Genomic DNA, 18,649 nt, shown 5'->3' on the forward strand with positions numbered 1-18,649 from the left:
GCCTGCCGCACGCGTGCGACACCGTCGGCGGCACGGGCACGGGCACGGGGCCGGGCGTGGTGGGGGGCGACGACGGGGACCTTCCGTCGCCGGCTCGTGGAGGTCGCGTGAGCGTGGCCGCCGTCACCCGGTCGCCCCGGGGCGCCGCGACCCGCCCGACCTAGACTGGGGGCGTGAACCCCACCTCTTCCGGCACCGACGCGGCCGCCGTGCCCGCAGAGCCCGCCGCGCCCCGCAAGCGCGTGCTGCTGGCGGCCCCTCGCGGGTACTGCGCGGGGGTCGACCGGGCGGTCGTGGCTGTCGAGAAGGCGCTCGAGCACTACGGCGCGCCCGTGTACGTCCGCAAGGAGATCGTCCACAACCGGCACGTCGTGGACACGCTCGCGGCGCGCGGCGCGATCTTCGTCGACGAGACCGACGCGGTCCCCGAGGGCGCGCGCGTCGTGTTCTCCGCGCACGGGGTGTCGCCCGCGGTCAAGGAGGCCGCCGCGGCGCGCAACCTGCAGACCATCGACGCGACGTGCCCGCTGGTCACCAAGGTCCACAAGGAGGCCGTCCGGTTCGCGGCCGACGACTTCGACATCCTGCTCATCGGCCACGACGGCCACGAGGAGGTCGAGGGCACGCAGGGGCATGCGCCCGAGCACATCCAGGTCGTGAACTCGCCCGCCGACGCGGACCACGTGGTGGTCCGCGACCCCGAGCGGGTCATGTGGATCTCGCAGACCACGCTGTCGGTGGACGAGACGATGGAGACGGTCCGCCGCCTGCGTGAGCGGTTCCCGCACCTGCAGGACCCGCCGAGCGACGACATCTGCTACGCGACGCAGAACCGCCAGGTGGCCGTGAAGAAGCTCGCGCCGTCGTGCGACGTCGTGATCACCGTCGGCTCGGCGAACTCCTCGAACTCCGTGCGCCTCGTCGAGGTCGCGCTCGACGCGGGCGCGCGGTCGTCGTACCGCGTCGACAAGGCCGCCGAGATCGACCCGGCGTGGCTCGAGGGCGCGACGACCGTCGGTGTGACGTCGGGTGCCTCGGTGCCCGAGATCCTCGTCTCCGACGTGCTGGCGCTCCTCGCCGAGCACGGCTTCGGCGAGGTCGAGGAGGTGCGCACCGCGACCGAGGACCTGATGTTCTCGCTGCCGCGCGAGCTGCGCGCCGACCTCAAGGCGGCGGGTGAGCCGACCGGCCGACCGCGCCCCGAGGGGCGTCGCCCGCTGAGCGTCCAGCCCGTCTGACGTCTCGCCCGTCCGACGTCTCGCCCGTCTGACGTCTCGCCCGTCTGACGTCTCACCCGTCCGACTTCTCGGCCGTCCGACCTCCCGGTGCTGTGCGGTGCGGTCCCGCCGCCCGGTGGTGCTCGTCAGGCGGTCGAGGACGCGTCGTCCCGCGGCGGCGCGGGCCGTGCGGACTCGTCGGTCCACGCGCGCTCGTCCCGCCGCGCCGTTCCTCCGCCGAGCGCGAGGTCCTCGAGAGCGACGACCCGTTCGTCGGCCGACGCGACCAGCTCGGGTGCGCTGAGCGCCGCGAGCCGCGGGTCCGCGGGTGCGGGCGTCTCCAGGCCGGCGTCGACGACGTGCAGGTCGGCGAACCGTCGCGCACTGACGAGCACGCGTGACTCGAGCGAGCCGACCGTCTGGTTGTAGGCCCCCGCGGCCGCGTCGATCGCGCGGCCGAGCCGTGCGAGGTGCCCGCCCATCGTCGCGAGCCGTCCGTGCAGCTCCTTGCCGAGCGTGAGCACCTGCTGCGCGTTGGCGGCCAGCGCGTCCTGCCGCCACGCGTAGGCGACGGTCCGCAGCAGCGTGAGCAGCGTGACGGGCGTCGCGAGCACCACGTTCCGCTCGAACGCGTACTCGACGAGCGTCGGGTCCTGGTCCGCCGCGGCGTGCAGGAACGACTCGGCGGGGACGAACATCACGACGAACTCGGGGGCGGGGGCGAACTGGTCCCAGTACCGCTTGGACGCGAGGTCGTCGACGTGCTTGCGCACGTGCCGGGCGTGCGCTGCCAGCCGCTGCGCGCGCACGGCCTCGTCGTCGGTCTCGGTCGCCTCGAGGTACCCGAGGAACGCGACCTTCGCGTCGACCACGACGTGCTTGCCGCCCGCGAGCCGCACGACCATGTCGGGCCGCAGCAGACCGTCGTCGGTGCGGACCTGCTCCTGCTCGACGAAGTCGACGTGCGCGAGCATCCCGGCGGCCTCGACCACGCGGCGCAGCTGCACCTCGCCCCACCGCCCCCGCACCTGCGACGAGCGCAGCGCGGTGACGAGGCGCCCCGTCTCGCCGCGCAGCTGCTCGGAGGCGTCGCGCATGGCCCGGACCTGCTCGCCGAGCGCCGCGTTGCCCTCGGCCCGTGCGCGCTCGGCCGCGACGATCTCCGCCCGCACCTGGTCGAGCGTGCGACCGAGCGGCTCGACCATCGCGCGCACGGCCTGCTCGCGCTGCGCGAGCTCGCCGGCCTGCGTCTGGTGCTCGGCCGCGAGACGCTGGTGGGCGAGCGCGAGGAACTGCTCGCTCGTCGCCGCGAGCGCCTCGTCCGCCAGGGCGCGGAACCTGTCGCCCGCACCGGCTCGCTCGGCCTCGAGGTGCGCGCGGGCGCGCGCGGCGTCGACCTCGGCGGCGCGTACCCGGTCGTCGGCGGCGCGAGCGGTGCGCGCAGACGCGAGCACCCAGGCGACGACGCCGCCGACCACGCCGCCGACGAGCAGCGCGAGCACGACCGGCCAGGGCGAGGCGGGGATGTCCATGCGGGCAGCGTGCCAGCGACGTCCGACACCACGACGTCCGCCGCCGGACGGGACCCCGTGCCCCGTCCCGGGACGGAGGCGCGAGATCCGTCGCGCGGCCGATCCAGGGCGTCGGACGTGCTCCCTATGCTCGACGACGTGACCACACCACCTCCCGTCCCGCAGCCCGGGCCCGAGACCGGACCGGGTGCGGCGCCCGGCGCCGTCCCGACCTCCGGGTCCGTGCCGCAGCCCGCGACCGGACCCGGGCCCTCGGCCGGCGCGCCCGCCCTCTCGCTGCACGGCCTGTGGCGCCGGTTCGGCGACAAGGTCGCCGTCGCCGGCGTCGACCTCGTGATCCCCGCGGGCTCGTTCTACGGTCTCGTCGGTCCCAACGGCGCGGGCAAGACGACCACGCTGTCGATGGCGACGGGGCTGCTGCGTCCCGACGCCGGCACGGTCCTCGTCGGAGGCGTCGACCTGTGGGCCGACCCGGTCCGCGTCAAGCGGAGCCTCGGCGTGCTGCCCGACGGCGTGCGGCTGTTCGACCGCCTCACCGGTGCGCAGCTCGTCACGTACGCGGGCCTCCTGCAGGGCCTCGACCGCCCGACCGTCGAGGGCCGCACGCGCGACCTGCTCGCGGCCGTCGGTCTCACGCAGGACGCCGACACTCTCGTCGTCGACTACTCCGCGGGCATGACCAAGAAGGTCGCGCTCGCGTGCGCGCTCGTGCACGCGCCGCGCGTCCTCGTGCTCGACGAGCCGTTCGAGGCCGTCGACCCCGTCTCGGCCGCGAACATCCGCGAGATCCTCCACCAGTACGTCGACGGCGGTGGCACGGTCGTCGTGTCGTCGCACGTCATGGACCTCGTGCAGCGCATGTGCGACCACGTCGCGGTGATCGCGCAGGGCCACGTCCTCGCGGCCGGCACGGTCGACGAGGTGCGCGCGGGCCGGTCGCTCGAGGAGCGCTTCGTCGACCTCGTCGGTGGACGCATCAGCGGGGAGGGCATCGCGTGGTTGCGCACCTCGTCCGACTGAAGCTCACGCTCCTGCGCAACGGCCTGCGACGCAGCGTCTGGCAGGTCCTCGGCATGGTGGTCGGCGCGCTGTACGGGCTGTTCCTGCTGGTCGGCGCGGTCGTGGGCCTGTTCGCGCTCGGCTTCGCGGACCTGCAGGTCCGGTCCGACGTGCTGGTCGTCGCGGGCTCGCTGCTCGTGCTCGGCTGGTGGCTGATCCCGCTCGTCGCGTTCGGCGTGGACGCGACGCTCGACCCGCGGCGCTTCATCACGTTCGGCCTGCCGCGGCGCGACCTGCTCACGGGGCTGACGCTCGCGGGCCTCATCGGCGTGCCCGGTGTTGTCACCGCGCTGACCGCGCTCGCGACACCGCTGTCGTGGTGGCGGGAGCCCGCCGCCGCGGTCGCGGCGCTGCTGGGCGCGCTCGTGGGCGTGCTGGCGTGCACGATCGGGTCGCGCGCGACCACGACCGCGCTCGCGCCGGTCATCGGCCGGCGCCGCGTGCGCGAGGTCGTCGCGGCCGTCGCGATCCTGCCGATCATGTTCCTCGGGCCGATCATGTCGGCGGTGGCCGACTCGGCAGACCGGCTCGCGAGCCTCGTCACGGCGGCGCGCGTGCTGTCGTGGACGCCGATCGGCGCGCCGTGGGCGGTCGCGCCGGCCGTGGCCGCGGGTGACTGGCTCGGTGCGGTCGCGCGGCTCGCGATCGGTGTCGCGACGGTCCTGGTCGCGCTGCGCGTCTGGTCGTGGGCGCTCGACCGCACGCTCACGGACCCCGTCTCGTCCGGGGGTGACGCGCGGGCGCGCGGGCTCGGCTGGTTCGGCGTGATGCCGGCGACGCCGGTCGGCGCGATCGCGGCGCGCGCCGCGACCTACTGGCTGAGGGACCCCCGCTACGCGATCGCCGTCGCGATCGTGCCGGCGATGCCGATCGTGCTCGGGTTCGCGTCCCCCGGCAGCTCGTTGCTGCTGATCGCGGGGCCGGTGACGGCGTTCGTCGTGGGCTGGAGCATCTCGGCCGACGTGGCCTACGACGGCACCGCGTTCTGGACCCACCTCGCGGCACCCGTGCGCGGCGTGACCGACCGTTGGGGCCGTGTGCTCGTCGCCGGCGCGCTCGGGCTCGTCGTGATGGTGCTGGTGACGGTCGGGACCGTCTGGTACGCGGACCGGTTCGACGCGCTGCCCGCGCTGCTGGGGGCGGGCCTCGGCCTGCTGCTCACGTCGCTGGGTGCCGCGAGCGTCACGTCGGCGCTGGTCGTCTACCCCGTGCAGATGCCGGGCGAGAACCCGTTCGCCACCAAGCAGGGTGCGAACGCCGCCTCGTTCACGTCGCAGATGGCGGGCTTCACCGCCGTCGGCGTGCTGGCCGCGCCCGCGGCCGTGCTGGCGCTCCTGGCGGTGTCTCAGCGCTCGGCCGCGCTCGGGTGGGTCGCGCTCGCCGTCGGTGCCGTGCTCGGTGCGGTCCTGCTGGTCGTCGGCGTCCGCGTCGGCGGCTCCGTCCTCGAGCGCCGCGGGCCCGACCTGCTGCAGCGCATGCGCTCGTTCGACTGACCGACCGGGACGCCGCGGCGCCCGGCCTCCCCCCGTCCGGGGTCGGGGCCGGGCGCCGCGCTGCGTAGACTCGTCGCCCGTGGCTCTCACCATCGGCATCGTCGGCCTGCCCAACGTCGGCAAGTCCACCCTCTTCAACGCGCTCACGCGCGCGCAGGTGCTCGCGGCGAACTACCCGTTCGCGACGATCGAGCCGAACGTGGGGGTGGTCCCGCTGCCGGACCCGCGGCTGACGACGCTCGCCGGGATCTTCGGCTCCGAGCGGATCCTGCCGGCGACCGTGTCGTTCGTCGACATCGCGGGCATCGTCAAGGGGGCGAGCGAGGGCGAGGGCATGGGCAACCAGTTCCTCGCCAACATCCGCGAGGCCGACGCGATCTGCGTCGTGACCCGCGCGTTCGCCGACCCGGACGTCGTGCACGTCGACGGGCGCGTCTCGCCGAAGGACGACATCGAGACGATCCACACCGAGCTCGTGCTCGCCGACCTCCAGACGCTCGAGAAGGCGGTGCCCCGCCTCGAGAAGGAGGTGCGCGCCAAGAAGACCGACGCCTCCGTCCTCGCGGCCGCGCAGGCCGCGCTCGGCGTGCTCGAGCAGGGAACGATCCTGTCGCAGGGTGCGCGTGCCGCGGGCATCGACCCGGCCGACCTCGCGACGTTCCAGCTCATGACGACCAAGCCGTTCATCTACGTCTTCAACACCGACGACGCGGGCCTGGCCGACACGGCGATGCAGGCCGACCTGCGCGCGCACGTCGCACCGTCGGACGCGGTCTTCCTCGACGCGAAGTTCGAGTCCGAGCTCGTCGAGCTCGACGAGGACGAGGCGCGCGAGATGCTCGAGGCGAACGGCCAGGACGAGGCCGGGCTCGACCAGCTTGCGCGGGTCGGGTTCCACACGCTCGGCCTGCAGACGTACCTCACGGCGGGGCCCAAGGAGTCGCGCGCCTGGACGATCCGCCAGGGCTGGACGGCGCCGCAGGCCGCGGGGGTCATCCACACGGACTTCCAGAAGGGCTTCATCAAGGCCGAGGTCATCTCGTTCGCGGACCTGGTCGAGGCGGGCTCGGTCGCTGCTGCGCGCTCGGCGGGCAAGGCGCGCATCGAGGGCAAGGACTACGTCATGGTCGACGGCGACGTCGTGGAGTTCCGCTTCAACGTCTGACGTGCCGGTCCGACCGCTCGCCGTGCGACGGGAGCGGTCCGGCGCCACGATGGGCGGGTGGCGACGACGCTGGGCGGGCAGGAGGTCGCGGACGCCGGCCTGACGGGCTGGACGTTCCTCGGCGACGGCCTGCGCACGCGGGTCGCAACGCGAGACTTCGCGACGGGGCTGGCGCTGGTCGGCGCGATCGGGCGGGCCGCCGAGGAGGCGGGCCACCACCCCGACCTCGACCTGCGGTACGACCGCGTCGACGTGCGGCTCGTGAGCCACGACGCGGGCGGCGTCACGCAGCGCGACGTGGACCTCGCGCGGACGGTGTCGCACCTGGTGTCGCAGGCGGGGCTGCGGACCGACGGCGACGACCTGCAGCGCACGGAGATCGCGCTCGACACCCCGGACACGGCCGCGGTGCGGCCGTTCTGGGCCGCCTTCCTCGGGTACGAGGTGACGCCGGGCGTCGACGACGAGGTCCGGGACCCGGCCGACGCGCAGCCGCCCGTGTGGTTCCAGGGCTCGGGTGCCGCGGAGCCGCGCCAGCGCTGGCACCTCGACGTGTGGCTGGACCCCGAGCAGCTGCAGCCGCGGGTCGCGGCGGCCGTGGCGGCGGGCGGGCTGGTGGTGGACGACTCGCAGGCCCCGAGCTTCGTCGTGCTCGCGGACCCGGAGAGCAACCGTGCGTGCCTGTGCACCTGGCGGGACCGGGGGTAGGGCGCACGGGGGTGCCGCACCCCGTGACGAGCGGGGTGTGACGCGAACCACACGATCGTGGGATGTGTCATCCGTGTTACGCGGCTGTTTCCGCTTGGCGCGTCTCGTATGATGGACGGTACTCACCAGTATCAATCAGGTAACGATCGACATGGGCGTCGGTCCATGTCTGATTCCTCACCTCTTCCGGGGCTAGCGTTGCCCCAATTCCGGCGGGCGAGCGCGCCCCGACCCCTTGCGGTTCCGACCGAGGGAGTCGTGCGGCCACGTCCACCACGTCTCAGGAGGAACATTGAAGATCAGGCGGACCAGCGTTGCTGTGGCCCTGTTCGCGGCCGGCGCTCTCGTGCTGAGCGCGTGCGCGAACACCCCGCAGGACGAGCCCGACGGCGGCGGCTCGTCGGCGGCGGCGGCCGGCGGCGGCACCCTCACGGTGGCGGAGACGAACCAGTTCTCGTCCTTCAACCCGAACACGTCGAACGGCAACGTCGACATCAACTCGAAGCTCATCACGTACCCGACGCGCTCGTGGTTCAACTACGTCGACGGCTCGTCGTTCGCGGCGGGCAACCCGTCGGTGAAGAAGGACGAGTCCTTCGGCACGTACGAGGTCGAGTCCGAGGACCCGCTGACCGTCAAGTACACGGTCAACGAGGGTGTCGTGTGGTCGGACGGCGAGCCGGTCGACGCCGACGACCTGGTCTTCGCGTGGGCCATCCAGTCGGGCCACTACAACTCCGAGACCGTGACCTACTTCGACTACGCGGGTGACTCCACCACGCTCGGTCTGACCGAGTTCCCCGAGGTCGGCGAGGACGGTCGCTCGATCACCCTGAAGTACTCCGAGCCCGCCGCCGACTGGGAGGTCGCGTTCGCGGCCGACGCGCCGGCGCACGTGGTGGCCAAGAACGCCGGTCTCGCCGACGGCAAGGCCCTCCTCGACCTGCTCGAGGCGCAGGCGGACGTCGCCCCCACCGCGACGGCCGACAACGCCGAGCTGCGCGCCGTGGCCGACTTCTGGAACACCGGCTACGACTCCACCGTGCTGCCCTCGGACCCCGAGCTCTACCTGTCCTCGGGCCCGTACATCATCTCGGACGTCGTCGAGAACCAGTCGGTCACGCTGGTCCCGAACGACAAGTACACGGGCGACCTGAAGGCGCAGCTCGACACGATCATCATGCGCACCATCCCGGACGCCACGGCGGCCGTGCAGGCGCTCGGCAACGGTGAGGTCGACGTCATCTCGCCGCAGTCCTCGGCCGACACGCTGACGGCGCTCAAGGCGCTCGACGGCGTCACGCTGCACCAGGGCGACCAGCTCGCGTACGACCACATCGACCTGACCTTCAACAACAACGGCCCGTTCGACCCGGCCACCTACGGCGGCGACGCCGCGAAGGCGCAGAAGGTCCGTGAGGCGTTCCTCAAGACGATCCCGCGTCAGCAGATCCTCGACGCGATCATCACGCCGCAGAAGGACGACGCGCAGATCCTCAACTCGCAGCTCTTCGTCCCGGCCCAGGCCTCGTACGAGGACAGCGTCGCGTCCAACGGCTCGGCCGACTACCCGGGTGAGCCCGACGTCGAGGGCGCCAAGGCGCTGCTCGCCGAGGCCGGCGTGACCAGCCCGACCGTGCGCATCCTCTACAACGTCAACAACCCGAACCGCGTGAACGCCTACACCCTGATCGCCGCCTCGGCGACGCAGGCCGGGTTCGTCATCGACGACCAGGGCGACGCGGCGTGGGGCTCGCGCCTGAGCGACGGCTCGTACGACGCCGCGATCTTCGGCTGGATCAACAGCGGCATCGGTGTCGCCGGCGTCCCGCAGATCTTCTCGACCACGGGTGGTGGCAACTACAACGGCTACTCGAACGCGAAGGTCGACGAGCTGGCGGCCAAGCTGGTCGTGACGCTCGACACGGACCAGCAGGCGGCGATCCAGGAGGAGATCGACCCGTACATGTTCGCGGACGCGTACGGTCTGCCGCTCTTCCAGTCGGTCGGTCTGGACGCGGTCGGCGACCGTGTCGACGGCGTCAACGAGTACAACCCCAACCAGGCCGGTGTCTGGTGGAACACGTGGGAGTGGACGGTCAGCGACTGACCCGCTGACACCTCCGGTGTGACGACGACGGCGCCGGGACTCGCGAGCTCGCAGTCCCGGCGCCGTCGCGCGCGGACCAGGAAGGTCCGACCGGGGGATACAGTTCTGTCCACCCGCGCCCGAACACAGATCGGGCGTCCCCCTGCACGTCCCGTCTCGACAGGCCGGCGCGACCCCCCGCCGCCGACCCCGTCGTGCGAGAGCGAGAGACATGACTTCCTACGTCTTGCGGCGCCTCGGTGTGTCGCTGCTGATCCTGCTCGGCGCGTCGTTCCTCGTGTACCAGCTGGTCGCCCTCTCGGGCGACCCCCTGGCGGAGTTCCGCGAGTCGAACCGCCCCAACAAGGACGCCCTGATGGCGCAGCGCTCGGCGCTGCTCAACCTCGACGTCCCGGCGCCGGTGCGGTACTTCCTGTGGCTCGGCGGCGCCGTCAAGTGCGTCGTCCCCGGGCAGTGCGACCTGGGCCGCACGCTCCAGGGCCAGCCCGTCACGCAGGCGCTCGGATCCGCGATCCCCTCGACGCTCCAGCTGGTCGCGGTCGCCACGGTCCTCGCGATCGTCGTCGGCATCGCGATCGGCATCGTCACCGCGCTGCGCCAGTACTCGGCGCTCGACTACGGCGTGACGTTCCTGACCTTCCTGTTCTTCTCGCTCCCCGTGTTCTGGGTCGCCGTGCTCCTCAAGGAGTTCGGTGCGATCCGGTTCAACAACTTCCTCGCCGACCCGAGCGTGCCGATCGCGACGGTCGTCGTCGTCGGGCTGGTGTCCGGGCTGGTGTGGGCGGTGATCGTGGGCGGAGACCTGCGCCGTCGGCTCATCACGTTCGCCGTCGCGACCGTCGCCGCCGGTGGGGTGCTGTGGTACCTGGGCGCGACGCAGTGGTTCCGCTACCCGGGGCTGGGCCCCGCGCTCGTCGCCGTGACCGGTGTCGGCATCGCGGTCGGCCTGTCGGCCCTCATCGCGGGCTCGCAGAACCGCCGCGCGCTGTACGCCTCGCTCGTCACGGTCGCGCTCGCGCTGGTCGCGATGTTCGCGCTGCGGCCGCTGCTGGACCGCGCGACGCTCCCGCTGATCCTGCTGCTCGGGCTGCTCGCGGTGGGTGCGGGCGTGCTCGTCGGCTACCTGTTCGGCGGCTACGACCGCCGGCAGTCGATGCGTGTGGCCGGGCTGACGTCGTTCCTCGTCGCCGGGCTCGTCATGCTCGACCGGTTCATGATCGCGTGGCCGTCGTACTTCACGGCCGTGCGCGGCCGTCCCGTCGCGACGATCGGCTCCGAGACCCCCGGGCTCAGCGGTGACTTCTGGGTCCACGGGCTCGACAAGTACACCCACCTCGTGCTGCCGACGCTCGCGCTCATGCTCATCTCGCTCGCGTCGTACACGCGCTACTCACGCGCGTCGATGCTCGAGGTGATGGGCCAGGACTACGTCCGCACGGCGCGCGCCAAGGGCCTGCCCGAGCGCGTCGTCGTCGTCCGGCACGCGTTCCGCAACGCGCTGATCCCGCTCGCGACGATCGTCGCGTACGACATCGGCGGCCTGCTGGGCGGTGCCGTCATCACCGAGAACGTGTTCTCGTTCAAGGGCATGGGCGCGTTGTTCATCAACGGGCTCACCCACCAGGACCCCAACCCCGTCATGGGGACGTTCCTGGTCGTCGGGATCACGGCGGTGGTGTTCAACCTCCTGGCCGACCTGGCGTACTCCGCACTCGACCCGCGCGTGAGGGTGAAGGCATGAGCAGCACGACGCAGACCGACGAGCGCGAGTCCCGGGAGGTGCCCGGCGAGCTCCGCGGCATGAGCCAGGGTGCCCTCGTCCGCAAGAGGTTCCTCGGGCACACCGGCGCGATCGTCTCGCTCGTGCTGCTCGTCCTGGTGGTCCTGCTGGCCCTGACGTCCGTGGGCGTCGGCCCGATCCCGGGCTGGTGGCAGTACCGCTGGACCGACACGCCGGTGCTCCAGAACGGCGGGCGCCCGACGCTGCAGCTGTTCCCGTTCTCGCTCGGCGAGCACCCGTTCGGCCAGGACACGGTCGGACGCGACTACTTCGCCATGACGATGCGCGGCACGCAGATCTCGCTCGCGATCACGTTCATGGTCGGCATGATCTCCGCGCTCATCGGCGTGGTCTTCGGCGCCGCGTCCGGCTACTTCCGCGGCTGGATCGAGGCCGTGCTCATGCGCCTGACCGACATGGTCATCATCATCCCGGTGCTGCTGATCGGCGCCGTGATCGCGTACAACGCGGACGGCGGTGTGCTCGTGCTGGGCGTGCTCCTGGGCCTCACCACGTGGACCGGCATGGCGCGGCTCGTACGCGGTGACTTCCTGTCGCTGCGCGAGCGCGAGTTCGTCGACGCGGCCCGGCTCGCGGGTGCGAGCGACGCGCGGATCATCTTCCGGCACATCCTGCCGAACGCGGTCGGCGTCATCACGGTCAACGCGACGCTGCTCATGTCCTCGGCGATCCTGCTCGAGACCGCGCTGTCCTACCTCGGCATGGGCGTCCGTGCGCCCGACACGTCACTCGGTCTCCTCATCAGCGCGAACCAGGCGGCGTTCTCCACGCGGCCGTGGCTGTTCTGGTTCCCGGGCCTGTTCATCGTGCTGATCTGCCTGTGCATCAACTTCATCGGCGACGGCCTGCGCGACGCGTTCGACCCGCGGCAGCGCAAGGTCTCCCTGCGCCGCATGAAGGAGTCGGGCCCCGGCCGCCCGGACGCGGCCGGTGCCGCGCCCGCCGTCGCCGCGCCCGACCGCACCGACGGGCAGCCTCGTTCAGGACCCGTCGGGTCCGTGGACGGCGCGTGACGCCGGTGCGCACCGTGCGTCGTGCCGGCTCAGCCGAGGTACGGCACGACGGCGGTGACCGCCAGCGCGAGCACGGAGCCGAGCAGGCGCACGTGCGTGCGGCGCACGACGGGCGTCTCGTCCGCGACACCGGCCTCGAGCCGGCCGGCCTCGACGAGCGCGGACCAGCGCTCGCGCACGTGGCGGGCGACGACCGCGGACGGGGAGCCCGGCAGCTCGCCGATGCTCACGGCGCCGCGACCGTCCGCGGCGCCGCGCCCCGCGGCGCGCACGTCCTGCGCGGTCGCCGACGCGGCCGTGTGGCGTCCTGGTCCGGGGGCCGCGAAGACCTCGACGCGCGTGCGCGGGGTCACGAGCGTGCAGGTGAACCGCGTGCGCACATCGATGAGGGCCGCCCAGGGCACGAGCGTCGTGGTCAGGGGGTTGACGACGAGCACGCCGGTCTCGTCCACCACGACGTGCGGTCGGTAGAAGACCGCCCAGCCCAGCAACGCCGCCAGCAGGGCGCCCGGCAGGGCGCGCAGACCCGCGGCAGCGCCGCCGGTCACCACCTCGGCGGTCGTCAGACCCACGGCGACGAGCCAGGTGGCTCCGGTGAGCACGGCCGAGCTGCGCGGCCGGTACGTCCACTGCTGTTCCACCCCGTCATGATCTCAGGAGCACCGCGATGACCACGTCCGACGCGACCACGACCCCGGTCCTTCAGGTCAGCGACCTGTCGGTCGACTTCGCCGTGGACCGACGCTGGGTCCCCGCCGCGATCCGGCTCAACTACGAGGTGCGCGCCGGTGAGGTGCTCGCGATCGTCGGCGAGTCCGGCTCCGGCAAGTCCGTGAGCTCGATGGCGATCCTCGACCTGCTGCCCCGCAACGCCCGGGTCTCCGGCTCGATCAAGCTGCGCGGCGAGGAGCTGCGCGGCATGTCCGCGCAGCGCATGCGCCGCGTGCGCGGCGACGACATCGCGATGATCTTCCAGGAGCCGATGACCGCGCTGAACCCGGCGTACACGGTCGGCGCCCAGATCGTCGAGACGCTGCGTCTGCACCGGGCGATCTCGCCCTCCGAGGCACGCGACCGCGCGATCGAGCTGCTGCGCATGGTCGAGCTGCCGGACCCCGAGAAGGCGTTCCGCTCCTACCCCCACCAGCTCTCGGGCGGGCAGCGGCAGCGCGCGATGATCGCGCAGTCGCTCTCGTGCGACCCCGCGCTGCTCATCGCCGACGAGCCGACCACGGCGCTCGACGTCACGGTGCAGGCCGAGATCCTCGACCTCATGCGGAACCTGCGCGACCGGCTCGACTCCGCGGTCATCCTCATCACGCACGACATGGGCGTGGTCGCCGACCTCGCGGACCGCATCGCGGTCATGCGGCAGGGCGTGATCGTCGAGACCGGCCCGGCCGAGGAGATCTTCGCCCGGCCCCAGCACCCGTACACCCAGGAGCTCCTCGCGGCCGTGCCGCACCTCGGAGGCCCGGAGATCGACCTCACGGCCGCGCTCGCGTCCGTGACGGGCGCCGAGGACCTCGTGCAGGAGGTGAGCCCGCAGGAGCTCGCCGCACGCGAGGCGGAGAACGCGCGACGTCTCGCCGAGGCGGCCGAGGCCGAGCGCCAGCGGCTCGAGCGCATCGGCGAGCCCGTCCTCTCGCTGCGCGGCGTCGCGATCGAGTACCCCAAGCAGGGGCGGATGCCGGCGTTCCGCGCGGTGAGCGACGCGGACCTCATCGTCCACGCGGGCGAGGTCGTCGGTCTCGTGGGCGAGTCCGGCTCCGGCAAGACCACCATCGGCCGCGCCGCCGTGGGTCTGCTCCCGGCGGTCGAGGGAGAGCTGACCGTCGCCGGGCTCGACGTGCGCAACGCCACCCGCAAGGACCTCGCGGCGCTGCGCCGCAAGGTGGGCATGGTCTTCCAGGACCCGTCGTCGTCGCTCAACCCGCGCCTGCCGATCGGCGAGAGCATCGGCGAGCCGCTGCGCCTCGCGGGCGAGGCCAAGGGCCAGGCGCTGCAGCGGCGGATCGAGGAGCTGCTCGACCAGGTCGAGCTGCCCCGCGCCTACCGCAACCGCTACCCGCACGAGCTGTCCGGCGGTCAGAAGCAGCGCGTCGGCATCGCGCGGGCGCTGTCGCTCTCGCCCGAGCTGCTCGTGGCGGACGAGCCCACCTCGGCGCTCGACGTGTCGGTGCAGGCGCACGTGCTCGAGCTGCTCCAGGAGCTCCAGCAGCGCCTGCGGTTCGCGTGCCTGTTCGTCACGCACGACCTCGCGGTCGTCGACCTGCTGGCCGACCGCATCGCCGTGATGCGGCGCGGCGAGATCGTCGAGCAGGGCTCGCGCGACGAGATCCTGCGCCGGCCGCAGCACGCGTACACGCAGCGCCTCATCGCGGCGGTCCCGCTGCCGAACCCCGAGAAGCAGCGCGAGCGCCGCCGGCTGCGCGAGCTGCTCGCCGACGCGGGCTGACGCCCGACGCCACCACCGCCCCGCGCGTGGTGAGCACGCTGTGACGTGGTGCCGGGTCCGACGAGGTCGGGCCCGGCACCGCGGGTTCTGCCGGGCGCGCGCCGCCCGGAGCTGCTCGGGCACGGTCGGTTCACAGCTGCAGGAGGACGTCGGTGGCACGGACGCGGTGGGGGGCGGCGCGAGGCGCCGCGGCGGGGTTGGCGCTGCTGCTGACGGGCACGCTGGCGGCGTGCACGTCGGACACGGTCGACCCCGCGCGGGCGGGGACCGTGGTCGTCGCGGTGGACCTGCCGTTCGCGTCGCTGAACGCGGCCACGACCGCGGGCCGCGCGCCCGGGAGCGTGCTCGTGCGCGGCCTGGTCCAGTCGGGGTTCACGACCCTCGCCGACGACGGCACGGTCGGGCACGACGCGTCGTTCGGCACGGTCGAGAAGCTCGCCGACGCACCGCTGACGGTGCGGTACACGATCGCGCCGACCGCCACGTGGTCCGACGGCGTGCCCGTGACGCCCGCCGACCTGCTGCTCGAGTGGGCGGCGCGCAGCGGTCAGCTCGACGAGGTCGTGCCCGAGCTCGACGCCGCCGGAGCCCCCACCGGCGACCTCGACGGCGTCGTGGCGTTCGGTGCGACGTCGGCCGCGCTCGCGCACGCGTCGGCGGTCCCGACGGTCGACGGCGCGACCGTGACCGTCGTGTACGACACCCCCGTCGCCGACTGGCCGGTCGCGCTCGACGTCAACCTGCCCGCGCACGTCGTGGGCAGGCTCGCGCTCGACCCCGCGGCCGCCGCGGCACCGACGCCCGCCGCCACGACCCCGTCGTCGCCCGTGGCGTCGCCGACGCATGACGGGTCGACCGCAGCGAGCAGCGGGGCGACGCCGGCCCCGGACACTGCGTCGTCCCCGTCGTCCCCGTCGTCCCCGTCGGCCGCCGAGGCCGAGCGCTGGGCGGCCGCCGTCGTGACGGCGGTGCAGCAGCAGGACCGTGCCGCGCTGGTCCCGCTCGCGCGCGTGTGGCGGTCGGCGGGACGCGCCGGCGACGTCGCCGCCGACCCCGTGCTGTCGACGACGACGGGGCCCTACGTGCTGACGCGCGTCGGGACTGACGGCGTCGAGGCCGTCCGCAACGCGGCCTACGAGGGCGACCGTCCGGCGGCGTTCGACCGCGTGCGGGTGCGGACCGACCTCGACCCCCTCGCGCAGGTCGCCGCGGTCGCGTCCGACGAGCTCGACGTCGCCGCGCCGGTGAGCACGGCCGACGTCCTCGGGGCGGCCCGCGAGGACGACCGCCTCGCGGTCAGGACGGGCGGCGACGCCGTCCTGCAGCTGGTCGTGCAGGAGGGCGCGGGCGGGGTGTTCGACCCGGCGTCCCACGCCGCCGCCCCCGATCCCGCCGCGACGGCGGCCGGGCTGCGGCGTGCGTTCCTCGCGACCGTGCCGCGCGCCGACGCCGTGACGGACGCGGTCGCCCCGCTGTGGTCCGACGCCGAGGCGTCCGACGTCGTCGCCGCGCAGGTCGGCTCGCGCGCACCCGCGGCCACGACCGTGCCGGCGGGCGACGTCGCCGACGGCGCGGGGGAGGGGACCCCGACGGTGCGGGTCCTGACCAACACGGCCGACCCGCTGCGCGCCGCGGTGCTCGACGGCGTGGTCGACGCCGGCACGAGGGCGGGCTTCGCCGTCGAGCCCGTCGAGGCCGCCGACCCCGCGGGCACGCTGCGCACGCGCCCGGAGGACTGGGACGTCGCGATCGTGCCCGTCGCGCAGGAGGACCTGCCCGTCGCCGCCCTGGCCGCGCGGTGGCGCAGCGGCGGCGCGACCAACGTCACCGGTCACGCGGACGCCGGGCTCGACGCGCTGCTCGACGCGCTCGTGGCGCAGACCGACCCCGCCGCGGTGCCGTCACAGGTGACCGCCGTGTCGGACGCGCTGGTCGCGGCGGGCGCGGTGCTGCCGATCGTGCGGACGCCTGCCCTGACGGTCACGGCCGCGCGGAGCGCCGACGCCGACGCGGGGCTGCCGTTGCTCGCCCCCGTCCCGGCGCTCACGCCGGGAGCGGCGGACCTCACATGGTGGTGGGACTGGACGCGGCGGTAAGATGGACGCCGCGTCGTGCCCGGCGTGCCCCCCTCTTGAGATGAGTACCCGCATGCCCGCCACCGACCAGGCCTCCGGCACGGCCGTCCGCCACGACCTGCGCAACGTCGCGATCGTCGCGCACGTCGACCACGGCAAGACCACGCTCGTGGATGCGATGCTGCACCAGTCGGGCGCGTTCGGTGCGCACGACCACGTCGACGAGCGGGCGATGGACTCGGGCGACCTGGAGCGTGAGAAGGGCATCACGATCCTCGCCAAGAACACCGCGGTCCGGTACGCCGGCCCGGCGGCGGCGGCGTCGGGCCAGCCCGACGGCATCACCATCAACGTCATCGACACCCCGGGCCACGCCGACTTCGGCGGCGAGGTCGAGCGCGGCCTGTCGATGGTCGACGGCGTCGTGCTCCTCGTCGACGCCTCGGAGGGTCCGCTGCCGCAGACGCGGTTCGTGCTGCGCAAGGCGCTCGCCGCCAAGCTCCCCGTGATCCTCGTGGTCAACAAGGTCGACCGCCCCGACGCGCGCATCGAGGAGGTCGTCCACGAGGCGACCGACCTGCTGCTGGGCCTCGCGTCCGACCTGCACGAGGAGGTCCCGGACCTCGACCTCGACGCGATCCTCGACGTGCCCGTCGTGTACGCCGCCGCGAAGGTCGGCAAGGCCTCGCTCGAGCAGCCGGCCGACGGCGGGCTGCCCGACAGCCCCGACCTCGAGCCGCTGTTCGCGACGATCCTCGAGAAGATCCCCGCGCCGTCGTACGACCCCGCGGCGCCGCTGCAGGCGCACGTCACCAACCTCGACGCGTCGCCGTTCCTCGGGCGCCTCGCGCTGCTGCGCGTCCACAACGGCACGCTGCGCAAGGGTCAGACGGTCGCCTGGGCGCGCCACGACGGCACGCTGCAGAACGTCCGCGTCACCGAGCTGCTCGAGACGAAGGCGCTCGAGCGCGTGCCCACCGACGAGGCGGGCCCCGGCGACATCGTGGCCGTCGCGGGCATCGAGGACATCACGATCGGTGAGACCCTCACGGACCCCGACGACCCGCGGCCGCTGCCGCTCATCCAGGTCGACGACCCGGCGATCTCGATGACCATCGGCATCAACACGTCGCCTCTCGCCGGCAAGGGCGGCAAGGGCCACAAGGTCACGGCCCGCCAGGTGAAGGACCGCCTCGACCGGGAGCTCATCGGCAACGTGTCGCTGCGCGTCCTGCCCACCGAGCGTCCTGACGCGTGGGAGGTGCAGGGCCGCGGCGAGCTCGCGCTCGCGATCCTCGTCGAGCAGATGCGCCGCGAGGGCTTCGAGCTCACGGTCGGCAAGCCGCAGGTCGTCACGCGCACCATCGACGGCAAGGTGCACGAGCCGACCGAGCGCATGACGATCGACGTGCCGGAGGAGTACCTCGGCGCCGTCACGCAGCTCCTCGCGCAGCGCAAGGGCCGCATGGAGACCATGAGCAACCACGGCACCGGCTGGGTGCGCATGGAGTTCGTCGTCCCCGCGCGTGGTCTGATCGGCTTCCGCACGCGGTTCCTCACCGACACGCGCGGCACCGGCATCGCGTCGTCCATCGCCGAGGGCTACGAGCCCTGGGCCGGACCGATCGAGACGCGCCTCAACGGCTCGCTCGTCGCCGACCGCTCGGGCGTCGCGACGCCGTTCGCCATGCTCAACCTCCAGGACCGCGGCGTGTTCTTCGTCGACCCGACGTCCGAGGTGTACGAGGGCATGGTCGTCGGCGAGAACGCGCGCAACGAGGACATGGACGTCAACATCACCAAGGAGAAGAAGCTCAACAACATCCGGTCGTCCACGTCGGAGTCGTTCGAGAACCTGGTCCCGCCGCGCAAGCTCACGCTCGAGGAGTCCCTCGAGTTCGCGCGCGAGGACGAGTGCGTCGAGGTCACGCCCGAGGTCGTGCGCATCCGCAAGGTCGTGCTCGACCAGACCGAGCGGGCCCGTCAGACCGCACGCAACAAGCGCGCCTGACCCGCAG

13 protein-coding genes are annotated in these 18,649 nt (G+C 73.2%); 11 read left to right on the top strand and 2 right to left on the bottom strand.

Annotation, left to right across the window (positions count from 1 at the left end; translation table 11 throughout):
* Positions 1-209: 209 nt before the first annotated feature.
* Positions 210-1,238 (top strand): 4-hydroxy-3-methylbut-2-enyl diphosphate reductase, encoded by a 1,029-nt coding sequence (locus tag ATM99_RS03860; RefSeq protein WP_082659246.1) that lies wholly within the window; start codon positions 210-212, stop codon positions 1,236-1,238.
* A 125-nt stretch (positions 1,239-1,363) separates the two neighbouring features.
* On the opposite strand, the gene rmuC is transcribed toward ATM99_RS03860, so the two are convergent.
* Entirely contained in the window at positions 1,364-2,749 is a 1,386-nt protein-coding gene (gene rmuC, locus ATM99_RS03865; protein ID WP_062101618.1) for a DNA recombination protein RmuC, read from the bottom strand.
* Between the two features lie 126 nt (positions 2,750-2,875).
* Here rmuC and ATM99_RS03870 point away from each other — a divergent pair, with 126 nt between their 5' ends.
* From ATM99_RS03870 to ATM99_RS03900, 7 genes are all read left to right on the top strand, one after another.
* Positions 2,876-3,769 carry an ABC transporter ATP-binding protein gene (locus tag ATM99_RS03870; RefSeq protein ID WP_082659231.1) on the top strand — a complete coding sequence of 298 codons (894 nt, stop codon included), beginning with the start codon at positions 2,876-2,878 and terminating at the stop codon, positions 3,767-3,769.
* Positions 3,745-5,301 (top strand): hypothetical protein, encoded by a 1,557-nt coding sequence (locus tag ATM99_RS03875; protein WP_062101619.1) that lies wholly within the window; start codon positions 3,745-3,747, stop codon positions 5,299-5,301. Before ATM99_RS03870 ends, ATM99_RS03875 begins: the two co-directional genes overlap by 25 nt.
* Before the next feature lie 79 nt (positions 5,302-5,380).
* Complete coding sequence (gene ychF / locus ATM99_RS03880; RefSeq protein WP_062101620.1) at positions 5,381-6,466, top strand: redox-regulated ATPase YchF; 1,086 nt, start codon at positions 5,381-5,383, stop codon at positions 6,464-6,466.
* Between the two features lie 57 nt (positions 6,467-6,523).
* Positions 6,524-7,174, top strand: a complete 651-nt coding sequence (locus ATM99_RS03885) for a 4a-hydroxytetrahydrobiopterin dehydratase (protein WP_062101621.1) — start codon at positions 6,524-6,526, stop codon at positions 7,172-7,174.
* Between the two features lie 319 nt (positions 7,175-7,493).
* Complete coding sequence (locus ATM99_RS03890) at positions 7,494-9,284, top strand: ABC transporter family substrate-binding protein (RefSeq protein WP_223304794.1); 1,791 nt, start codon at positions 7,494-7,496, stop codon at positions 9,282-9,284.
* 211 nt (positions 9,285-9,495) lie between these two features.
* Positions 9,496-11,025 (top strand): ABC transporter permease, encoded by a 1,530-nt coding sequence (locus tag ATM99_RS03895; protein ID WP_062101623.1) that lies wholly within the window; start codon positions 9,496-9,498, stop codon positions 11,023-11,025.
* Complete coding sequence (locus tag ATM99_RS03900) at positions 11,022-12,098, top strand: ABC transporter permease (protein ID WP_082659233.1); 1,077 nt, start codon at positions 11,022-11,024, stop codon at positions 12,096-12,098. Before ATM99_RS03895 ends, ATM99_RS03900 begins: the two co-directional genes overlap by 4 nt.
* A 29-nt stretch (positions 12,099-12,127) precedes the next feature.
* Here the strand turns inward: ATM99_RS03900 and ATM99_RS03905 are convergent, their stop codons facing one another.
* Positions 12,128-12,739: a PH domain-containing protein gene (locus ATM99_RS03905; RefSeq protein WP_062101624.1), complete on the bottom strand. Its 612-nt coding sequence runs from the start codon at positions 12,737-12,739 to the stop codon at positions 12,128-12,130.
* A 26-nt stretch (positions 12,740-12,765) separates the two neighbouring features.
* Between ATM99_RS03905 and ATM99_RS03910 the strand changes: the two genes are divergently transcribed.
* The 3 genes from ATM99_RS03910 (at position 12,766) to typA (ending at position 18,642) form a co-directional block, all read left to right on the top strand.
* Complete coding sequence (locus ATM99_RS03910; protein ID WP_062101625.1) at positions 12,766-14,556, top strand: ABC transporter ATP-binding protein; 1,791 nt, start codon at positions 12,766-12,768, stop codon at positions 14,554-14,556.
* A 152-nt stretch (positions 14,557-14,708) separates the two neighbouring features.
* Positions 14,709-16,652, top strand: a complete 1,944-nt coding sequence (locus ATM99_RS03920; protein WP_082659235.1) for an ABC transporter substrate-binding protein — start codon at positions 14,709-14,711, stop codon at positions 16,650-16,652.
* Between the two features lie 52 nt (positions 16,653-16,704).
* Entirely contained in the window at positions 16,705-18,642 is a 1,938-nt protein-coding gene (gene typA, locus ATM99_RS03925) for a translational GTPase TypA (RefSeq protein WP_062101628.1), read from the top strand.
* The last annotated feature ends 7 nt before the right edge of the window (positions 18,643-18,649 follow it).

The organism is Cellulomonas sp. B6 (assembly GCF_001462455.1).
GTDB lineage: Bacteria > Actinomycetota > Actinomycetes > Actinomycetales > Cellulomonadaceae > Cellulomonas.

Excerpts from the sequence above, each read along its gene's own strand:
- ATM99_RS03895 (WP_062101623.1), top strand. The coding sequence starts at position 9,496 with ATGACTTCCTACGTCTTGCGGCGCCTCGGTGTGTCGCTGCTGATCCTG.
- rmuC (WP_062101618.1), bottom strand. The coding sequence starts at position 2,749 with ATGGACATCCCCGCCTCGCCCTGGCCGGTCGTGCTCGCGCTGCTCGTC.
- ATM99_RS03870 (WP_082659231.1), top strand. The coding sequence starts at position 2,876 with ATGCTCGACGACGTGACCACACCACCTCCCGTCCCGCAGCCCGGGCCC.
- typA (WP_062101628.1), top strand. The coding sequence starts at position 16,705 with ATGCCCGCCACCGACCAGGCCTCCGGCACGGCCGTCCGCCACGACCTG.
- ATM99_RS03900 (WP_082659233.1), top strand. The coding sequence starts at position 11,022 with ATGAGCAGCACGACGCAGACCGACGAGCGCGAGTCCCGGGAGGTGCCC.
- ATM99_RS03910 (WP_062101625.1), top strand. The coding sequence starts at position 12,766 with ATGACCACGTCCGACGCGACCACGACCCCGGTCCTTCAGGTCAGCGAC.